This is a genomic window from Thioalkalivibrio thiocyanodenitrificans ARhD 1 (genome assembly GCF_000378965.1).
Lineage (GTDB): Bacteria > Pseudomonadota > Gammaproteobacteria > Ectothiorhodospirales > Ectothiorhodospiraceae > Thioalkalivibrio_A > Thioalkalivibrio_A thiocyanodenitrificans.
This window is the reverse complement of sequence record NZ_KB900536.1, coordinates 3104647-3123218: the sequence shown is the minus strand read 5'-3', so window position 1 is coordinate 3123218 and position 18572 is coordinate 3104647. Positions and strand designations below refer to the sequence as shown.

Annotated in this window: 19 protein-coding genes; 8 read left to right on the top strand and 11 right to left on the bottom strand. The window is 64.7% G+C overall.

Translation table 11 applies throughout. The features are described from left to right. Positions 1-101 precede the first annotated feature (101 nt). Positions 102-1859 carry a putative bifunctional diguanylate cyclase/phosphodiesterase gene (locus tag THITHI_RS19230; RefSeq protein ID WP_156820567.1) on the bottom strand — a complete coding sequence of 586 codons (1758 nt, stop codon included), beginning with the start codon at positions 1857-1859 and terminating at the stop codon, positions 102-104. Positions 1860-2183: 324 nt separating this feature from the next. Between THITHI_RS19230 and THITHI_RS0114780 the strand changes: the two genes are divergently transcribed. After that, a complete protein-coding gene (locus tag THITHI_RS0114780; protein ID WP_018233883.1) occupies positions 2184-2492 on the top strand; it encodes a hypothetical protein in 309 nt (102 codons plus the stop codon). Positions 2493-2663: 171 nt separating this feature from the next. Here THITHI_RS0114780 and THITHI_RS0114775 read toward each other — a convergent pair whose 3' ends face one another. Together THITHI_RS0114775 and THITHI_RS0114770 are read right to left on the bottom strand one after the other, a co-directional pair. Further along, positions 2664-3293, bottom strand: coding sequence for a transglycosylase SLT domain-containing protein (locus THITHI_RS0114775; RefSeq protein WP_018233882.1), 630 nt, complete (start codon positions 3291-3293; stop codon positions 2664-2666). Positions 3294-3448: 155 nt separating this feature from the next. Further along, complete coding sequence (locus THITHI_RS0114770) at positions 3449-4060, bottom strand: HD-GYP domain-containing protein (RefSeq protein ID WP_018233881.1); 612 nt, start codon at positions 4058-4060, stop codon at positions 3449-3451. 298 nt (positions 4061-4358) lie between these two features. Here THITHI_RS0114770 and THITHI_RS20860 point away from each other — a divergent pair, with 298 nt between their 5' ends. Further along, entirely contained in the window at positions 4359-5009 is a 651-nt protein-coding gene (locus tag THITHI_RS20860; protein WP_018233880.1) for an alkylmercury lyase family protein, read from the top strand. A 307-nt stretch (positions 5010-5316) separates the two neighbouring features. After that, positions 5317-6714 (top strand): dihydrolipoyl dehydrogenase, encoded by a 1398-nt coding sequence (locus tag THITHI_RS0114760; protein WP_018233879.1) that lies wholly within the window; start codon positions 5317-5319, stop codon positions 6712-6714. An 18-nt stretch (positions 6715-6732) separates the two neighbouring features. Here the strand turns inward: THITHI_RS0114760 and THITHI_RS19220 are convergent, their stop codons facing one another. Further along, the gene (locus tag THITHI_RS19220; RefSeq protein WP_018233878.1) at positions 6733-7890 is read right to left on the bottom strand and encodes a mechanosensitive ion channel family protein; all 1158 of its coding nucleotides are present in this window, start codon (positions 7888-7890) and stop codon (positions 6733-6735) included. A 374-nt stretch (positions 7891-8264) separates the two neighbouring features. Beyond that, positions 8265-9281, bottom strand: a complete 1017-nt coding sequence (locus THITHI_RS0114750) for an ATP-grasp domain-containing protein (RefSeq protein ID WP_083908748.1) — start codon at positions 9279-9281, stop codon at positions 8265-8267. A 47-nt stretch (positions 9282-9328) separates the two neighbouring features. Between THITHI_RS0114750 and THITHI_RS0114745 the strand changes: the two genes are divergently transcribed. From THITHI_RS0114745 to THITHI_RS0114735, 3 genes are all read left to right on the top strand, one after another. Then, positions 9329-10003 carry a hypothetical protein gene (locus tag THITHI_RS0114745; RefSeq protein ID WP_018233876.1) on the top strand — a complete coding sequence of 225 codons (675 nt, stop codon included), beginning with the start codon at positions 9329-9331 and terminating at the stop codon, positions 10001-10003. Further along, complete coding sequence (locus tag THITHI_RS0114740) at positions 10000-11250, top strand: cytochrome P450 (RefSeq protein WP_018233875.1); 1251 nt, start codon at positions 10000-10002, stop codon at positions 11248-11250. The genes THITHI_RS0114745 and THITHI_RS0114740 overlap by 4 nt, the downstream gene beginning before the upstream one ends. Before the next feature lie 304 nt (positions 11251-11554). Then, positions 11555-12031: a hypothetical protein gene (locus tag THITHI_RS0114735; protein WP_018233874.1), complete on the top strand. Its 477-nt coding sequence runs from the start codon at positions 11555-11557 to the stop codon at positions 12029-12031. A gap of 145 nt (positions 12032-12176) precedes the next feature. Here the strand turns inward: THITHI_RS0114735 and THITHI_RS20660 are convergent, their stop codons facing one another. Further along, positions 12177-12320, bottom strand: coding sequence for a hypothetical protein (locus THITHI_RS20660; RefSeq protein ID WP_018233873.1), 144 nt, complete (start codon positions 12318-12320; stop codon positions 12177-12179). On the opposite strand from THITHI_RS20660, the gene THITHI_RS0114725 reads away from it, so the two are divergent. Then, positions 12319-13092 carry a hypothetical protein gene (locus tag THITHI_RS0114725; protein ID WP_018233872.1) on the top strand — a complete coding sequence of 258 codons (774 nt, stop codon included), beginning with the start codon at positions 12319-12321 and terminating at the stop codon, positions 13090-13092. The genes THITHI_RS20660 and THITHI_RS0114725 overlap by 2 nt on opposite strands. 710 nt (positions 13093-13802) lie before the next feature. After that, a complete protein-coding gene (locus THITHI_RS0114720; protein WP_033336961.1) occupies positions 13803-14273 on the top strand; it encodes a sll1863 family stress response protein in 471 nt (156 codons plus the stop codon). 35 nt (positions 14274-14308) lie between these two features. On the opposite strand, the gene THITHI_RS0114715 is transcribed toward THITHI_RS0114720, so the two are convergent. The 5 genes from THITHI_RS0114715 to THITHI_RS0114695 form a co-directional block, all read right to left on the bottom strand. Further along, positions 14309-15076 (bottom strand): hypothetical protein, encoded by a 768-nt coding sequence (locus THITHI_RS0114715; RefSeq protein WP_018233870.1) that lies wholly within the window; start codon positions 15074-15076, stop codon positions 14309-14311. Positions 15077-15259: 183 nt separating this feature from the next. Continuing rightward, complete coding sequence (gene msrB / locus THITHI_RS0114710) at positions 15260-15811, bottom strand: peptide-methionine (R)-S-oxide reductase MsrB (RefSeq protein ID WP_018233869.1); 552 nt, start codon at positions 15809-15811, stop codon at positions 15260-15262. A 115-nt stretch (positions 15812-15926) separates the two neighbouring features. Beyond that, complete coding sequence (locus THITHI_RS0114705; protein ID WP_018233868.1) at positions 15927-16895, bottom strand: hypothetical protein; 969 nt, start codon at positions 16893-16895, stop codon at positions 15927-15929. Between the two features lie 318 nt (positions 16896-17213). After that, positions 17214-17849, bottom strand: a complete 636-nt coding sequence (locus THITHI_RS0114700) for a hypothetical protein (RefSeq protein ID WP_018233867.1) — start codon at positions 17847-17849, stop codon at positions 17214-17216. Between the two features lie 28 nt (positions 17850-17877). Then, complete coding sequence (locus THITHI_RS0114695) at positions 17878-18516, bottom strand: bactofilin family protein (protein WP_018233866.1); 639 nt, start codon at positions 18514-18516, stop codon at positions 17878-17880. Between the last annotated feature and the right edge of the window lie 56 nt (positions 18517-18572).

The window sequence follows — 18572 nt, the reverse complement described above, 5'->3', positions numbered from 1 at the left end:
GGAAGACAAGCCGTCATCCGGCCATCGCGGGCGCCGTGCGTCCGGTTGAGTCCGGGAACGGTCGCCTGCAATGGGGTGGGAGGCGATCCCCCCCGCACAAACTATGACCCGGTCCACCGCGTGGTACGGCCCCGCGGTTCTCCGAACGTCCACACCGGTCCGGCCGCCGCGGACTCCTTCGGGCGCGGCCATTCCCCCCGGGTGAACCATGCCTCGAATGCCCCGGCATCCATCGGGCGCGCGATATGAAAACCCTGCACCACATTGCAGCCGAACGCGGCGAGTGTCTCCATCTGGTGCTGGTTGGTCACCCCTTCCGCCACTACCACCATGTTCAGGTAGTGACACAGTGCGATGGTGGACTCGACGATTCGCCCCGTGTCCCTGTCATCGAGCATTTTGCGAACAAACGAACGGTCGATCTTGACCGTATCGGCAGGGATCTCGCTGAGATAGGCCAGCGACGAGTAACCCGTGCCGAAGTCGTCGATGGAGAGGCCGATACCCAGATCCCGGCAACGGCGCAAGGCCTCCAGGGCGCTCTCCGGGTCATCCATGATAGCCGACTCGGTGACCTCCAGTTCCAGGCAGTCGGGCTCCAGATCATGGCGCCTGAGCAGTGCCTGTATCTCTTCGAGCAGCCGGTCTTCATGGAGATTCTTCACGGACAGGTTCACGGCCATGCCCAGATCGAGGCCCCGGGACCTCCAACGGGCCAACTGGCCGACCGCCTCGTTGATGACCCACCGGGACAACGGCGAGATGAGGTCGGTGTTCTCGGCCTGGGGGATGAAATCCCCGGGCGGCACCATGCCCCGGACGGGATGCATCCAGCGCACCAGCGCCTCCACACCCACAACGCGGCCGGTGGCCAGGTCCAGCTTGGGCTGATAGTGGAGCAGCAACTGGTCTTCCTGGATGGCGATCAACAACTCACCCATCAGGGCCAGGTTCGCGCGGCTGGTGCGGTCCGACTGAATATCATAGAAGGCGTAGCGCCTGCCCAGTTGCTGCCCGGCGTACAGGGCGATATCGGCCCGGCGGATGAGGGCATCCGGATCACCGCCCCCATCGTGCAGGTGCGCGATACCGAGACTCACCGATGCGTGCACATTGACCCCGTCGGCCGGAAACGATGCGTGCATGGCCTCCAGTACCGATTCGGCCAGTTGATCGGTGCCGCCCGGTGCTTCAGCCGCCACGGGGACCATGGCGGCCAATCGGTCGGGGGCGATCTGGTAGACGCGGGACCCCGGGGGAGCGATCTGCAACAGGCGCTCGGCGACGGCGCAGGACAGCGCGGTCCCCACGTCGTAGCCCAGGGTGTTGATGATCTCGGTGAGATTCTCGACACGCAGCACCATGAGATGCACCCCGCCTTCGTCCTTGTCCGAGGCAAGTATGGGGCGCAGATCCCGGGAGAGGGCGCGTCGATTGGGCAGACCGGTATCCACGTCGTGCGTGACGGCCCAGCGCAGGTGCCGGACCTGCTCGATCAGACGACCGGCGATCCAGCCGGTGAAGGCACCCACCACCACAAAGGCCCCCAGGCGGGACGCCCAGTTCACCACGGGCTGACGCAGATCACCGGCCACGTCGATGGGCATGAGCGGGCCCACCAGCAGCCCCGCGGCGATGCCCGCCACAACACCGCCCGACACCCTGAAGATGACCGCCGCCAGGATGATGGGCAGGTACATGGCGTGCAGGTAGGCGTAGCGCGTTCCGCCGGTGAAGTAGACGAGTCCCGCGGCGCACAACAACAGCACCCCTATGGCCACAGCCATCCAGCCGCGCCGGCTTCCCGCCGCTTCAAGCCATCCGGGTGACAACTGCCGTTTCAGAGACGCTGTATCCACAGGGGCTTCCGGTTCCTGGCCGCACGGCCGTTAGGACGGGGCTATGACACAAGTACACCTTGATTGTTATTAGCCCATTCCAGGGATGCGTGCAAACAACCACAATTCAGGCTCAGGAAACCGGCGACGGTCCTTCAGCACCCGGGGCGCTCAACACGACAGCAGCATCACGGGTGTCCGGTTCCCTGTCAGCCTTCGTCGATTCCTTCGGCCACCGCGGTGACGGCAGCACCCCCTGTAACCCCAACCCTCATCCGGGTGCTTGACCGGCATCGCCGCTCCGCGTACGGTTTCACTGTCGGGTGGTTCAAAGAGGCAGGACAGATGCACTTCATGCAGCGATTCAACCTCGTGAGTGGCGATCAGCGATTCAGCTTTTCGGTGCTGGTCGCCGTCACCGGCCTCGTGCTGACCCTGCAGAACCCCCAGGCCCAGGAGTCCGCCGCGGAACTCCTGTCCCGGGCGGAACTTCCGAACCTGGGCCAGGTGTTCGAGATGCGCCCGCAGACCCCGCCCCCGGGGGTGGAGGGTGACCAGTTGGCGATGGACGAAGGCGACGAGGCGCAGACGCTGGTCACCGTCGAACGCGACTTCGATCGCGCCAGAGACCCCCGCAGGATTCCGGAACGCTAACCGACCAGGCCCGCCTCCGGGCTCGGATTGCCGCACCCTTCTCTTCGATGGACGATTCTCCTCCCGTCAGGATTCTCGGGCAGCGCCCCGTGCCCGACCCCGCCTCACGCATGCTGATCCGCATGTGACGCTGCCCGGCTTCGCGTGAAGCCGGGTGCACATGCGCTCCCCTCAGCGGCAGAACGGCCAGAACTGGTAGAAGCGCCGGCAGCGAAACTGCTTTTCACAGCCGGCCAGTTGCCCCGTGTAGCGCGTGGCGCGCTCGTTGACACGCCGCGCCACGCGCCCCACCTGCGGCTTGGCGCGATATGTGCCCCGCGAGTAGCCGCCGTGCCCCTCGTGGTAGGCGAGATACAGCCGCTCGGCATCGTGTTTGGGGATGTTCAGCCGCCGGTGGCTGATGTCGTTATACCAGCCGATGAAATCCAGCGAGTCCGCCATGTTGCCGCGCCTGGCATTGCGCCGCCCGGTCGCCTCCAGATACTCCTTCCATGTGGGCGACAGTGCCTGCGAATAGCCGTAGGCGCTGGATTTTCTCGCCCTCGGAATGATGCCGAGAAAGTAGTCTCGCGGCGGCCGCACGTTGTGACGGAAGCTGGACTCCTGGTGCACGAACGCCATCTGCACCGGGATCGGCGTACCCCAACGCTCCTCGGACCGCTTGGCGTGGTCATACCAGCGCGGGTGCTCCTCGAAGATATGGCAGATGTTGTCCGTGCGCGCGGGCGGCTTGCTCGCGCAGCCCGAAACGAGCAGGGCCACAACCGACATCGACCAGGCGAGGGTCCGCACCGTGCGCATCGCTTTCATCCGGAGCGGTTCGTCATGCGCAACAGGCGGGCCTCATGGCGCCCGAACACCCTCCCCCCGCTCAGCAGCACGATCCCACCAGATCCGCGACCTGACAGGACTCCCCGCTACGCCGGTCTGCCGGCAGGATCATGTGTGCCATGCCCCTATCCCCGTGGCACCGGTTGCGGATGTGCCCGGTCCGGTTCGGCCCTGTTGATCCTGCAGAAGATCTCCAGCAGACGCGGATCATAATGCTGTGCGCTTGCCTGGAGGCGCCGCAGCGCCTCGGCACGGGGCATGCCTTGCCTGTAGGAACGGGTCTCGGTCATTGCGTCATAGGAATCCAGGATCCTCAGGATGCGCGCAGCCAGCGGAATCACCTCTCCCGCCAGCCCCTCCGGATAACCGCTGCCATCGTAGTTCTCGTGGTGGTGGTAGACCGCATCCGGAATCCTGGCATCCAATCCCAGTGGACTGAGAAGCCGATGACCCATCTCCGCATGCTGCCTGACCAGTGCAAGTTCCGTGGCGGTCAACCGTGCTGGTTTGTGCAGGACATGCTCGCTGATTGCCAGCTTGCCGATATCGTGCAGTCGCGCGCCCATCACAAGCACCGCGGTCTCCTCCGATGAGCAGCCGGCGTGCCGGGCGAACCCCACCGCACTTTCACCGAGTCGGTGATGATGCTCGCCCAGATCCGGATCGCGGCTCTCGATGATGCCGGCCACGAACCGGGAGATCTGTTCCGGGCGCGGGGCCCTTGGACTTCGCGACATGATGTTGGTCCTTCGGACGATGGATGCACACCTGCCGAAAAGTATAGCGGATGGACCCGCTTGCATACCGGAACCCGTTGCACGGAATCGGGAAAGGGATGCATGCCACACGAACCGGCTGCAGCGGGCCCGGGACCGGGCATCGCTGCACCCGCATTGTCCACTTGCATTGATACGCATCAACGCAGCTTCCGGATGCGCTGACATACTGGTTGCAGACGTCAATCATGCTATGCGTGGCCCGGGATGTGCTCGACCTCCCTGCACGCCCGCACACGCGAACCGGAGCACCATCACCATGAACATCGATCAGGCCATCGAGAAGCTTCACAACCAACTGCCGCTGCGTGCCCGCCAGGAGGCCCTGCCTCCCGAACTGGCGGAAGTGCACCGGACCATCCTGCGTTCCTTCATCGAGCAGGGGCGTCCGCCGAAATCCACCGAACTCGCCGCCAGTGTGCCCGGCGGGGATGTCGCCGGCGCCCTGAAGCGTCTTGGGGACGACGATCTGGTGGTGCTCAACCGGGAGGGCAAGGAGGCCGTGGGCGCCTATCCCATGACCATGGCGGACACCCCGCACCGCATCCGGGTGGCCGGCCACAACTTCCATGCCATGTGCGCGCTGGATGCCCTGTCCATTGCGCCCATGTACGATGTGGAGGTGCACATCGATTCCCGCTGCCATGTGACCGGCAAACCCGTTCATATCATCCAGCAGGGCATGAACATCGTCGAGGCGACACCCGACCGGGAAATCCGGGTAGGCATCCACTGGCAGAATCCCTGCGGTGCCGCCGCCCACAGCATGTGCCTCGAGATGATCTTCCTGCGGGATGCCGAAACGGCCGCCAGATGGCAGGGTGGGGACACTGAGAACCTCACCGTGTTCACGCTGGACGAGGCCGTTGCATTCGGCGCGGGTTTCTTCAAGCCGCTGGTCCAGGCGTGATCTCCCAGGAGATTGTTTCATCCAGGGGGCCGGGGTCCTACGGGGATGGTTCCGGGTAGGAGCCTGGCCCTCCGGGCGAAAGGGTGCCTGGCCTGAGATTGGTTCACCCAGGGACTGGGCTCCTGCTGTGCGGGCTACGCAACCCGCACCCCTTGCCTGGCCGCCCCCGGTATCGGGGCGGCCTCCACGCCCTTTGCTTCCCGGCCGCATACAAGCCAGTATTGAACACCCGATTCCGGGTATGCCGACGGCCGGTCCGATTCCAGGCGGTTGCCCGGCCCCACCAACATCAGCGGAGACCCTTGCCATGGAGAAACACGTCGACGTCGCCATCATCGGAGCCGGAAGCGCCGGCCTGTACGCCCTCTCGCAGGTGCGCAAGGCCACGCAGAGCTACGTGCTGATCGACGGCGGGGTGCTGGGCACCACCTGCGCCCGCGTCGGCTGCATGCCCTCCAAGGCCGCCATCCAGGTGGGCGAGGATTTCCACCGCCGCAGCCTGTTCGACCGTATGGGCATCGAAGGCGGCGACACGCTCGGGCTCAACGCACCCGAGGCCCTGGAGCATGTGCGCGACCTGCGTGACATATTCGTCGACAAGGTGCTGAGCAACAGCACCGACAAGATGGGTGAGGAGTTTCTCACGGGCCATGCCCGCTTTCTCTCCCCCACGGAACTGCAGGTCGATGAGGATCGCATTCACGCCCGGGCAGTGGTCATCGCCACCGGCTCGCGGCCAGTGGTCCCCGGAGACTGGAAGGCCTTCGGTGACCGCATCCTCACCACCGACGAACTGTTCGAACTGGAGGATCTGCCCGCCTCCCTGGCGGTGATCGGCCTGGGCACCATCGGCCTGGAGATGGGCCAGACCCTGGCCCGGATGGGCGTGGACGTCACCGGTGTCGATCAGCTGGACCATATTGCCGGTCTGCAGGATCCGGAGGTGCGACAGGCGGCCATCGACATCCTGGGCAAGGAGTTCCCGCTCTGGCTGGGCACCGCCGCTCAGATCAGCGAGGAGGACGGCGGCCTGCGCATCCGGGCCGGGGAGAATTCCGTGCGGGTGGACCGGGTGCTGGCCGCCATGGGCCGGCGTCCCAATGTGCAGGAGCTGGGACTGGAGAACCTCGGCGTCGATCTGGATGAACGCGGACTGCCCGCCTTCAACCCCCACACCATGCAGGTGGGCGACCTGCCGGTATTCATTGCCGGCGATGTCACCGGCGAAGCCGCCATCCTGCATGAAGCCGGCGCCGAGGGCCGCATCGCCGGCTTCAACGCGGTGCAGGAACGCGTGGTGGCCTTCAGGCGCCAGACACCGCTGGCCATTAATTTCTGCGATCCGAATATCGCCGTGGCGGGCACCGCCTGGAACGACCTGGACCCGGACCGCACCGCGGTCGGCGAGGTGAAGCTCGGCCCCCTGGGGCGCGCGCTCATCATGGGCAGGAACAAGGGCATGATCCGGGTCTACGCGGACAAGGAGGACGGCCGCCTGCTGGGCGCGAGCCTGATCGCCCCCCGGGGCGAGCATCTCGCCCACCTGCTGGCATGGTCGATCCAGCAGGGCCTCACGGTGTTCGACCTGCTGCGCATGCCCTTCTACCACCCCACCGTCGAGGAAGGTCTGCAGGCGGCCCTCTATGATCTGCAGGGCAAGGTCACGCGCCAGCCCGACGCCCCCGTGGAAATGGAGCGGCTCTAGCCAGGATCCGTGCGCCCGTCACGCCGATGCCGATGCCTTCTCGGGCGGCGGCGAGAGGGGAAAGACCTCGGGGGCATCCGGCAGAGTTTCCAGATAGATCGAGCGGCTCGGGAAGGCGAATCCCGTCCCCGCCCCTTCCACGATCTCCTTGATGGCATAGGCAAGCCGCTCCTTGATCTCCAGCCAGTCGCCCCAGACGATCGTGTTGGTAAAGCAATAGACCAGGATGTCGATGGAACTGTCATTGAAGGAGTCGATCCGCACGAAGGTCGGCACCTCGGACGGATCCGCAATCTCCTCGCAGTCGAGAATGTAGCGTTCGATTCCGTCCCGGATCTGCCTGAGCTGCTCAAGGGAAGTCCGGTACTCGACGCCCACCATCCAGCGGATGCGGCGATGGCTCATGCGGGAGAAATTGGTCACCGCGTTATCCGCCAGACGGGCATTCGGCACGTAGACCGGGGCACGGTCGAAACGGCGCACGGTCGTGGTACGAAACCCGATCTGCTGCACGGTGCCCTCCACAACGCCATCCACGTTGATCCAGTCGCCCGGATGAAAGCGGCGCTCACCGATCACGAACAGCCCCGCAATCAGGTTCTTGAACAGATCCTGCGCACCCAGGGCGACGGCCACACCGAACAGACCCAGGCCGGCGATGATCGGACCTACGGCGATGCCCCACAGCTCGAGGATCGTCGCCACGCCCAGCACAATGAAGGCAATCTTCGCCGCCTTGACGATCCACTCCACCATGGGCCGCGTGAGCACGCCTTCGGCCTTCAGCAGCACCGCGCTCACCGGCGTCGTGATCCGGTAGAACGCCCAGAACAGGGTGAAGGCGATCAGCGACCGGTTCAGATTGTAGAAGAATTCCCGAGCCCCCTCCTCCACGTCCAGTACGCTCAGCGCAAAGAAAATCCCCATGACAACGGGTATGAACCGGATCGGTTCATACAGTGCGGCCACGATGCTGTCATCGAGATCCGTCTTCGTGCGGGAAGCCGCACGCTCAAGCAGGCGCAGCACAAAACGGCTGAAGAAATTCCTCAGCACCATGAAGACAGAGAAAATCAGCAGGGCGATCAGAACGCCCGCGATATTGACGCCGAACACCCCCTCCCGCCAGACCACCACCACCAGGTCCCAGAACTCCCCCACTGTTGCCATATCCATAATCTTTTCCACTCCAAGAAGGCACACATCTGAACTTCGGCTCGGCACCGGCGCCTGGACGCCCCCGGGGCATAATGCCCCATCCCGAACCCAGTGGTTTACCCCAACCGGTGGTTACCGGCGGGGCCGCGATCCCTGCAATGCCGCGTACACCACGTCAGGCTTCACGCAGGGCACTGCTTTCCGAACGCCAGACTATACCGCTTGAGCCTTGCCATTGGACACCGCGAGAAATCCCGCCTCCGTTCCGGACGCTCGCAAGACCGGCGATGGCTCAGGATGTCGCGTTATTACCCTGCCACCCTCGCGCAGGCCTTTGCCGTAAGGCGCCGGAGAGCCGATCGGCCACCAGTATCCTGTCCCGCAAGACAAACTCAGCGTTCCGCCCGGCGCAACCCTCCGCACCAGCCCCGGAGAAACCGGCGCAACCGGGACCTGCGGCTCGACACATGCAAGCGCAGCATGATCAATCGGTTTACCCGATCGATCATGGGAACGATATCCGGCCCCGAACCAGCCAGATGCCGGTTTGCCAATGCAATAAGGGTGTCCGCATATCGATCGGCATAGGGCTGGAGGTCAGGATCAAATCGCGTCTGCGGATGATTCAGCACAGTAGGGTTGGTATTAATCTCGAAGACTTGCAACCGGCCCCTGGTCTCTCCGTAATCGATGCGGCCATATGTGATCCCGGCGCGGTCGAATATCTCCCGAATCCAGTTCACGTGCGGATTCTCAGTGACATACTGCAGGTGCTCTCGCCTGTGGGCCTCCCCAAGCCTGTCGTAGGCGTGCTTGACGAACCAGTGCCTGTTGATGAAGCAGTGCTGTGGAAAAATGTCCGAACCGATTCGGAAAGCCCCGTACTTCCGGAAGTATCCGTCTGGCCCCGGCTCCGCGGAATACTCAACCACCATCCAGTCATCACGATCGGCTCCGGAGCGGCGCAGCGCCTCCAGAGCCGTGTGCAATGCGGATGCATCGGCCAGTAGTTCCGGACAGGAGCCCATGAACCCGGATTCCCGGCGAAGAAACACCGGAAAGCGCAAGTCGGACGGACAGGCATCGGGACGGAAGACCCGGAAAGGGTTCCTTCCCTCCGCCGCGAGGGCCTGAAGCAAGGGGAACCTCGTGAGGCTCGCCGTGGGATGATTGAGCGTGGAGATACCTCTCTCCACCAGGACATCATGCATGGCACATGCCCTGGCGCGCACAGATCGGTCAAGACGATCCAGGTCGGTCCAGATGACGATCCCCGACCCCACGCTCAGCAGGAGGTCCATTCGGCTGTAGGGAACGACGCGCAGACAGCGGCGAAGATCCGGACGGTAATGTGTAACCAGAGCGGCAAGCGTTCTGGCGTGCCTTGCCACGCACACGTAAAATATCATGCTGATCCCTCGCCGCCCGGAAATGTGATTGCGGAGTAATTTCACGTATGACCCACTTCATCGTCCGACGTATGCGCCCGGATGAAGCGCCCGCGCTCGCGGATCTTGAATCCGAGGCCTGGCCGGCTGGCCTGCAGGCCAGCGAATCCATGATACGCAAGCGTCTGGAACTCGGCCATCAGGCAGTGGTGGCCGTTCTGGGCACACGGTTCATCGCGGCCGCGTGCTTCTATCATACGTCGCAGGATCCCACTGACACCGGGCGATTTCCGCGCGACTTTGAGCGCTTTTCCACCCAGCCTGCCAGTGAACCGATCCGCTCCAGCTATGTGTACAGTCTTTGTGTCACTCCCGCCGAGCGCGGGCGCGGTTCGGTTCAGCGCGTGGTCGACGCCGTGATCGAGAACGCCCGTTCGGTGGGCGCCCGGTACGTGGTCGGCGATGGGCGTTGTGCCGCGTATGCAGGCGCGGCAGGTCCCGGCCCGGATCGCATCCGTTGCGACCCGTTGTTTCGGCGCGCCATTGATGACTGGCACCGGAGCGGCCGGAAACCCGGCATCGAGCTGCTGATACGTGACCCCTTGCTTCGCTTTCATCACCGCCTTGGTTGTGAGTTCCTGCATCTCGCCCCTGACTTCCTGCCTTCGGATACGGCATCAGGCGGCTTCCGGGTGATTTTCATGAAGCGCCTGACAAGGCAGGAACCGGGGTCGACCCGATGAATGACAGGCACTGGTTCGACCCGTTCGAACCCTGTTTCGCCAGCCAGCGCTATGCACGTTACCAATGGTTTCGGGAACACGCACCGATCGCCCGGGGCCGTTCGCCATTCCCGGGGTTCCCTGAAGCGGTATACCTGTTTTCGCACGAAACGGTGCGTATGTGCCTCACTCATCGCGCGTTGCTGCAGGCGCCGGACACGGAAATGTATCGGATCACCCGTCGTTCCCTGATGTCCGATCCAGTGTTCGGGCTGCTCTCGAAAGCCGTCCTGTTCACCGATCCCCCGGTTCACGGGACCCTTCGTCGTCCCATGACACGGGCCATGACCGCGACGGCCGCAGCGCAGCGCGAAGCGTCCCTGCGGACCCGGGCCGAGGCGCTTGTGCAAGCCTTCGAGGACCGCGGTCACTTCGATCTCGTGACCGATTTCGCGACACCGTACATCGTAGGCGCCATCGGAGAGCTTCTGGGCCTGACCTTGACCGATATTCCGGCACTTAAACGCCAGACCACGGAGATGGCCAGGGCTCTCGATCTCAGGACCTGTGAGGCTCGCCCGGCGCGAAACGTATCCTCGGCCCCGGAGCTTGCGCAATGGGTCGAGTGCGCACTCGATACCACGCTGGTTTCAGACGAGGGGCTCTGCGCCACGTTTCTGGAACATTACGACAGCGGACAGTGGACGCGCGCCGACGTGATCACCAACATGGTGTTCCTGCTGTTCGCGGGACAGGAGACGGCCGTGGACGCACTCGGCAATGCCACCCTCGCGATCGCCCGGCATCCCGGCTGCTGGGATGCCGTCACCTCCGGGGCCGTCGCCAGCCTGGACGCGGTCGACGAACTGCTGCGGTACGACCCCTCGCTACAATTCTCCAGCGCCCGGGTAAGCGCCGAACCCGTCGAACTGACAGGCACGGTCATCCCCGCCGGCATCCCCGTCATCGCCGTACTCGCGAGCGCCAACCGGGACCCGGAAGTCTTCGACGAACCGGACAACCTCCGGCTCGACCGTCGGACGGGCCCGGGCATGACCTTTGGTCATGGCATCCATCGCTGTGCCGGCGCGCATGTCGCCCGCGTCGAGATCGCCATCGCCCTGGAGACACTGATGCGGCGGCTTCCGGCCTGGGGGATCGACGAAGGCTCGGTCGTCGAACGCGACGCGATCACGTTCCGCGGTCACACCTCGATACCCATCACACTTCACACGGCAGGCGCGAAAGGGTTACCGGTTTCCCGCTGACGTGCGGCCGGGCAACGGTGCGACGGTAACGTGGTCGCCGGAGCGCCGCCGACTCGCGCACGCCGCCCCTCGCTCCTCGTTGCCGGGCACGGCGCAGTGCCGTTGAACCCGGTCCCGCGCCACCTGGCGTATCTCTATATTTCAGATACTTGCCGTGCCCCGCCTCGTGTGCCGCATACGCTCTATACTCTGTAGTGCGCCCCGGGGGCGCACCGGCCGGAGCATCTCTCACCGCCCCGGCCCCGACTTCCGTAACAACAACCAAGAGGGAGATACAGCAGCACAAAACGAGAGGAGACCTGCCATGACTTCCAATGTCTGCCGCCAGTGCGGCGCCGATGTTTCCGTAGTGCGCATAAATCACGTCGAGGGCGAGGAGGGGGGCATCCGCGTCGCCATCGACGGCCTGCCCGTCCTCAACTGCGCCAGCGGCCACAAGCGCTTCACCACCCCCGATTTCCCGCTTGAATTCGTCCAGCGCCTGGCCGAATCGGGCGCGCTGGACGACGTCACGCCCGCAGTCCAGAAGGGGCTGTTCCGAAAACGCCTTCTTTGTCCGTCCTGCGGCCGGGAAGTGGCAGCCGAGACCAACGGCGATCTGGACGGCAAGGCGCGGGTGGAGGTCCCCGACGGGGATCCGGTGGACGTGAAGGTCAAGGTGCCCTTGTTCCGCTGCTCGGGATGCAACCAGGAAGTCACGGAGCCCAAGTCCGGCCTGGAGCGCGACCTGATGCAGGCGGTGGCCAACGCCTTCCGCAGCGCGGAGATCCCTCCGGGGTGAAGACAGCGGATGACAGGCGCGGCAGCAGGGCACTGACGCCCGACGGGAACGACGGGAAACCCTGAGGTCAGAGCGGAAACCCGGGCCCGGGCAAACGGAACCCGGGTGTTTCTCGCTCTGACCCCGGTCACCTCATGAAGCGGTTTCAGGTTTTGCCGAACACCCTTAATGCATCCATGAAGGCCTTGACGCCGGGGAATCCGTGATACGCCGCGGCGTTCTCGTTGTCGCCATGGATCGCGGCCTGTGATGCCGAGACCGAATCCGCCGACCAGGGCCGGGTCCACATGAAAGTACGGATCGTTCACCGGGTCACAGGTGCCGGTATCCGCCTCCACGCCGCTCATGCCCAGTGCGTGACCCATCTCGTGGGCGACGACGGACCACAGGTCATTGCCCGGTCCGAAACCGTGGAAGCCGGTTTCCAGGATCTCCAGCGCCTCCTCCAGCGGGAAACTGCTGAACGCCTCCATCTGCTCCGCCGGGTGGGTGGTTCGATAGAGCCGTGGCCGCATGTCGAACTGATCGTCATTGTGGGGTTCGGGGTCATAGTACAGGCCGATGTTCACCGAGATCCGAATGCGTGCTGCGGTGGGCCGTCCGTCGGCGTCACGTTGCAGGACAAGCGCGTCGGGTGCGCCCAGCTCCGACGCAAGCCAGGCATAGGCGATCTCCACGCTGTGGTCGTCCCGGATGATCCCTTCCCAGTGTTCAGCCACCGCCTGCATGATGGCTCTCAGTTCCGGCGTCCTGTCGAGAAACGTGTTGTCCGGGCCCCGACAGGCCGAGGACCGGGGAACCTCCACGCCCTCGACCAGTTCCGGTTCGCACGGATCGACCGCGCCGGGTATGGACTCGTCGTAGGCAAGATTGATCTCCAGCGCCTGGGCGGTGCCGCCCGGCCAGAGGATTCCGGCCATCAGGGCGGCGCCGGATATCGCCATGATCATCCGTCGTTGTCGCCCGCCCTTTCGCGCGACCGGGCGGCTGATCCCTTTGGGACGCGCACCTGGCGCGCGGGTGCCTTCATTCAGCAGAAGGCCGGGCAAGGTCCACGGTGAATGGGGTTGGTCAGCCATGATCGTCCTCCTGGCAATCGGCGGATCGGAACGCCAGACCGCCCCGGTGCCGGGGAGCCGGTCAAGAATGCGGCCGGCAACCGGCCGGAGGCCCGTGCGCGCAGATGTGCGGGGCAGCCCGGGCGATCCGTGGGGCGGATTCGGAGATGCATGGCCCCGATCGACAAGGCGCTTGCACACGTCCGCCTCCATCGCGGCGCGGGTGGTGACAAGGATGCAATCGGGGTCGGGGTGGAGATGGACACCGCACGCAACGAAACGCGTTGCCGGCCATTGCGGTGCGCAAGGCCCTTTCCGGAGGACGGCTCCTGCGCGCGCGGGAAGCGCCGACGGATACGGTGGCAGACGGGGTGGCCATCCGGAGTCAAATCCGGATGAACGAGTTCCTTTCTCGCTCCAGTCATTGGAGCAGTCCTTCTCCCAGGAGTTTAATCCGAAGCTAGCCGGCAGGTATCGGGGTGTCAATCGCGAAAGTGAGACGTGAGATTCATTTTCGTCATCGGATGCCCCGCACGGCCCGATAACCGATCCGGAACCCGGAAATTCGTTTCCCGGCGTGACTGCCGCACGATGCCTCGACCTGTCGATGTTCCCTTCTACCGGATTCACAGAAACATGACCGTCCGCTTGCCTGGATACCCATGCCGCCGGATGATCTCCATAACCTTCGCGCAAATCCAAAGGGGATAGACATGAAACATGCAACCATGATCCGTTGGTCCCTGATCATCTCCCTGCTCGCGGTTCCGGGGTTGGCCCCCGTGATCCACGCGGACACCCCTGCTGAAAAACCCAGCGCAGAGCAGGTGAGACAGGATGCGCGGGAACTGATGGACTCGCTCAGGACCTATTCGGCTGAACAGCGCGACGAAGCCATCGAGAAGACGGCCAGGGCCCTCGAGCGTCTCGATGCACGCATCGAAGCGCTCGACGCGCGCATGCGTGCCAACTGGGACAGGATGGACAAGGCGGCACGCGAGCAGGCCCGGGACAACCTCGAGACACTGCGCAGGCATCGGGATCAGGTGGCCGACCGCTACGATGCCCTGAAGGAGAGTTCGGCCGATTCCTGGGATCGGGTGAGGAAAGGTTTTTCGGATGCCTACCAGGCATTGCACGACGCCTGGACCCAATCGGAAGAAGACCTCGGCGACGACCCATGATCTCTACCGGGCGCGCCCCTTGTCCGCCGTACGGATCAGGCCGGGCAGGAGATCGTCCCGCCGTCCCGGCCGGCCTCCTTGATCGCCTTCCTGAAGTACCCCTTCAGCGGGCCCTTCAGGTGGCGAAGTGCCTCGCCTTGCGGAATGCCCTTGAGCGCGCAGAACAGTGCCAGGGCATAGGTCAGATCGTACTGGGAGAGATAGCTGGCGCGCTCCGCGCCCGGCATCCGGCAGCTGCCGCAGCCCGTCTTCGGGGCGGCGTAGGCCGTGTTCGCGATCATCACGCCAAAGCCCATGAACACCGCCAGCACCTCCGTCATCTGGGGCCAGTTTTCCCGGCCGCCCGGAGGCTCGTCACCGGCAAGGGCCGCCATGTAGCTGGCCAGTGTGTGGGCAAAGGCGGCGATCAGCGCCTCCGGATCGTTTACCATATTCGGCTGGTAGGTGATCGTCAGGCGGTGGCCCGGGTCTACCGCCACGGGGGCCACCCCCTTCGCCCCCCGAACGGCGCCGGTCAGCTCCAGCCGCTGCGGGATGTCCGGATCAAACGCCCCGGGCGGCACCAGCCGGGTGGGCCAATGGGCCACGCCCGCATGGCGCTTGACCTGTTCAAACACCAGCTCCGCCATCCCGTGGACCGAGTCGGCCCGCCCCGGGAAGTGTGCTTCCGTGGGAGTCACCAGGATGCTCTCCTGATAGAAAACGTCCGCGCCGAAATGACGCAGCGCCCAGGCATAGATATCCATCAGCCATTGGCGCGTCGCGTTATCGATCAGCGGCTGTTTCTGAAGGAATCCGAACATGTCCCTGCCGTCTCCGGGAATCAGGTGCCCATTGTACCGGCGGCGGCATACCGAATCGAACGGGTGAACAATCGCGATCAACCCGATCCGGCCCTATCTTCCGTGACCCACCAGCCGGCAGGGACACGAAGCCGGGGCAGCCTTTCTGTTCTCCACCCGTCCGCCGTGCCGGGTCACCCGCCATCAGCCGTCTTCCGCGGGCCTCAGCCCGGGCATCGGCCTGCCGGCGGGCACGAACGCCAGCGCCAGACCGTTGTTGCACCAGCGCTGGCCAGTGGGCGGGGGGCCGTCATCGAATACATGGCCCTGGTGGCCGCCGCAGCGGGCGCAGTGATACTCGGTGCGCGGGATAATCAACCGGAAATCGCGTCTGGTGCCCACATGGGTCGCGTTGATGGGCTGCCGGAAGCTCGGCCAGCCGGTGCCCGAATCGTACTTGTGGGCACTGGAGAACAGCGGCAGGAAACAGCCGGCGCAGACATACGTGCCGTCACCATACTCCTTGTCCAGCGGACTGGAGAACGGCGGCTCGGTGCCTTCGCGGCGCAGGATGCGGTACTGGGCCGCGGTGAGGATCTCCCGCCACCGCGCATCGCTCAGGTCCAGCGGCTCGAACGGCAGATCCCCGCCGGCCCCGGCAGGATCGCCGCAGCCCTTCAGCCAGGATGCCGAAAATGCCAGGCCAAGGGCGGCCAGCAATCGCCGGCGGGCCGGAATGAGCGGTGTGTCCCTCATGCAAGGGTTTGATCATTCCGGACGCCGGGAGTTCTCGAAAAAGCGTCAAGGAGGGAACAGGCGGCCAGGACGCCCGCCCTGCCGCCGATCTTCGGCCGGGCTAGTCCCAGGCATCTCACTCGTCGTCCATGACAAATGCCCTGAAGCCCTCATCCAGGGCCCGCCCGGTGGGATCGTGACGTACCGACAGATGCAGTCGACTGCCCCCGAATGCCTTCTGGTCCAGGCAATTGAGGGTCATGTGCGTATCCCCGTCAGAAGTGACGTAACGGATGCCGCCGCAATCCATGGTGTCGGCATGGCTGAAGTAACCCGCCAGTCCCTGCTCCAGCGCCGTGCGGGCGCTCTCGCACGCCTCCGGGCGATCATAGCCGCGCTCGCCGGACACGCGACCGATCCGGGCACCGGCTTCTCCCTCCGGATACAGGTGAACCTCCAGGTCGTTGAATACCGCCCCCACGGCAGCATGGTTCGCCGGAATCCGCACGGTCTCGAAATAACGGATTTCGGACGACAACTCGACACGCCCGCCGGGGATCACGCCCAGTACGTCTCCCAGCGGGCTGGCGGTCACCGCGACGACGTCGGACAACCGTATCGCGGGTTCAGAGGCTTCCGGGGAATCCACAATGCCACCCGCCATCCCCTGCCCCAGCGCCTGCACATGGGCCAGGGTCATATCGAGATAGTGCGGATAGACCGCCAGCTGGTCGGCGATCCATGCCTGGGCATCGGGCCGCTCCAGAAACCGTATGACCTCCTGCAGGCGGGTGGCGCTCAGTGATTCGGCAAGGGCGTCAATCCATGCGCCGGTCGGTCCGTCCACCTGCACCTCGCGCATCAGGTCAAGATACTTGGCGGGCATGTCCTCTTCCCAGCCTTGCGGCATCTCGTCGCGCATCACGCGCATGAAGTAATCCCATTCCGCCTGGTTGAAGTCCCGTATGCGCTGCAGATCCACCACCCGTTCGGCCAGTGCGAGGTTGCGATCACCTGCCCCGGGGCCTGCGGGTAATGCGCCCGGCAGGATGATCACCGCAAGCGCGCAAACAATACCGATGAGCTTTCCCTTGGTCAGTTCCATGACATTCTCCCTGATTGACGGCCCCGGCCTATGAACGGGTCGAACACCCGCACGTACCCTTCAGCCTGTGTGGTAGACGCTTTTTCCCTGTGCGAATCGGGCTCGTGTGAGCCCCCGAAAGAGGGCTCGGACGTACGCATGCATCCGGGCCGTATGATGCGGCCCGGATGCAGTGGCAACCGGAAGATGTTTTCCAGATGAATGAGTTCCCTTCGGGCTCTGGTCATCGGGGCGCTCCTTGTCCCTTGGCATCGAAGATCCAAATCTGAACAGTCAGCGGCGAACTGTCAAGGTGATCATGCGTGTCCTTATCGCCGCCTAGCGACGGAACAGGCATTCCTGCATGCCGTCCCCCAGGAGGATGGCCCGCTCGACCCGGAAACCCGGCATCAGCCGTTGGAGTTCCCCCGTGGAGCAGCCCGGTGCCTTGCGGGCCCCGGTGCCGGCGGCGGGAAGCGCGCGCACCCTGCAGCCCGGCTGTATCACCAGCGCCCTGGGCGTTTCCGGGAGTACCTTGCTGCCGTACGCGAGAAAACCATGCACCAGGCCACCCCGCGGCAGCAGGTCGGCCAGCCGGGACATCAAGGCCTCGACCACCCGCGGCTGCAGATAGTTGAGCACATCCCAGGCCAGCACCACCTGGACGCCGCCGACCTGGGAGTCCGGCAACAGCGCCTTCAGGCGGCGCTCCAGCTCCGCCTCGTCATCCTCCGCGCCGAAGCCCATGAGTTCGGGGACGGCCGAACCGACAATCAGCCGCACACGCAAACCGCTGAAGAACTCTACGGTTTGCGCGTGCGGCTCACCCAGATCCAGCACGACACGCCGCTCGCCTTCCAGCAGCGGTTGCAGGGCCTGCTCAAGCAGTCGGGCGTGAATGGCTTCCGGATCAGGCGACCCGCCGCTCACGCCGGAACCGGCGGAGGCATCACGCCTGGCGGTCACCGCGGCCACAATCTGTCAGCCATGTGTTCGCAATACCTCAACCCGCGGTACTGCCGGCCTTGCCGCCGGATGACAACTTGTCTGCGGCTCCGGACTTGTCGGACTCGGTGGACGACGAAGGGCCCGACGGCGTTGCACCCGCACCTGCTGAACTACCCGCACTTCCCTGGCCCGTGGCGGCAGACCTGGACCTGGTCGTCCCCATGGCTTCCTCCACGACCTGGGCATCCATCTCGATGGCGCCCTTGAAACGCGCGCCCTCTTCAAGGCTGACACGCGGCGCGGTGATATTGCCGCGAATATTCGCCGACTGCCTGATCACGACCCGTTCGGCTCCGAACAGATTCCCTTCCACGGTGCCCTCCACCACGACGGTATGGGCGTAGATGTCGGCATTGATCTGACCATGGGTGCCGACCGTCAGGCTGTGCCCCTGGAGTTTCACCGTACCGCTGACCCGCCCTTCGATGATCAGGTCCTCCTCACCGCGCAGGGTACCCTCGATGTGAATCGATGGTCCGACGATGGCGGCGTCCCGGCTGCGTGACGCGATGCCCGACCGGGGCGGCGCGACCCCTTCCCTGGGCGTGTCGGGTGTATCAAAGAAATTCCCGCCTTCGTCCTTCGGGTTCTGATCACTGCCGGAACTGCGTTTACCGATATCAAACATGGCCATGAAGCTCTCCTCCCGGAACGACAACGGCCGTGCCCGGAATGGCCGGCCGGTCGTCT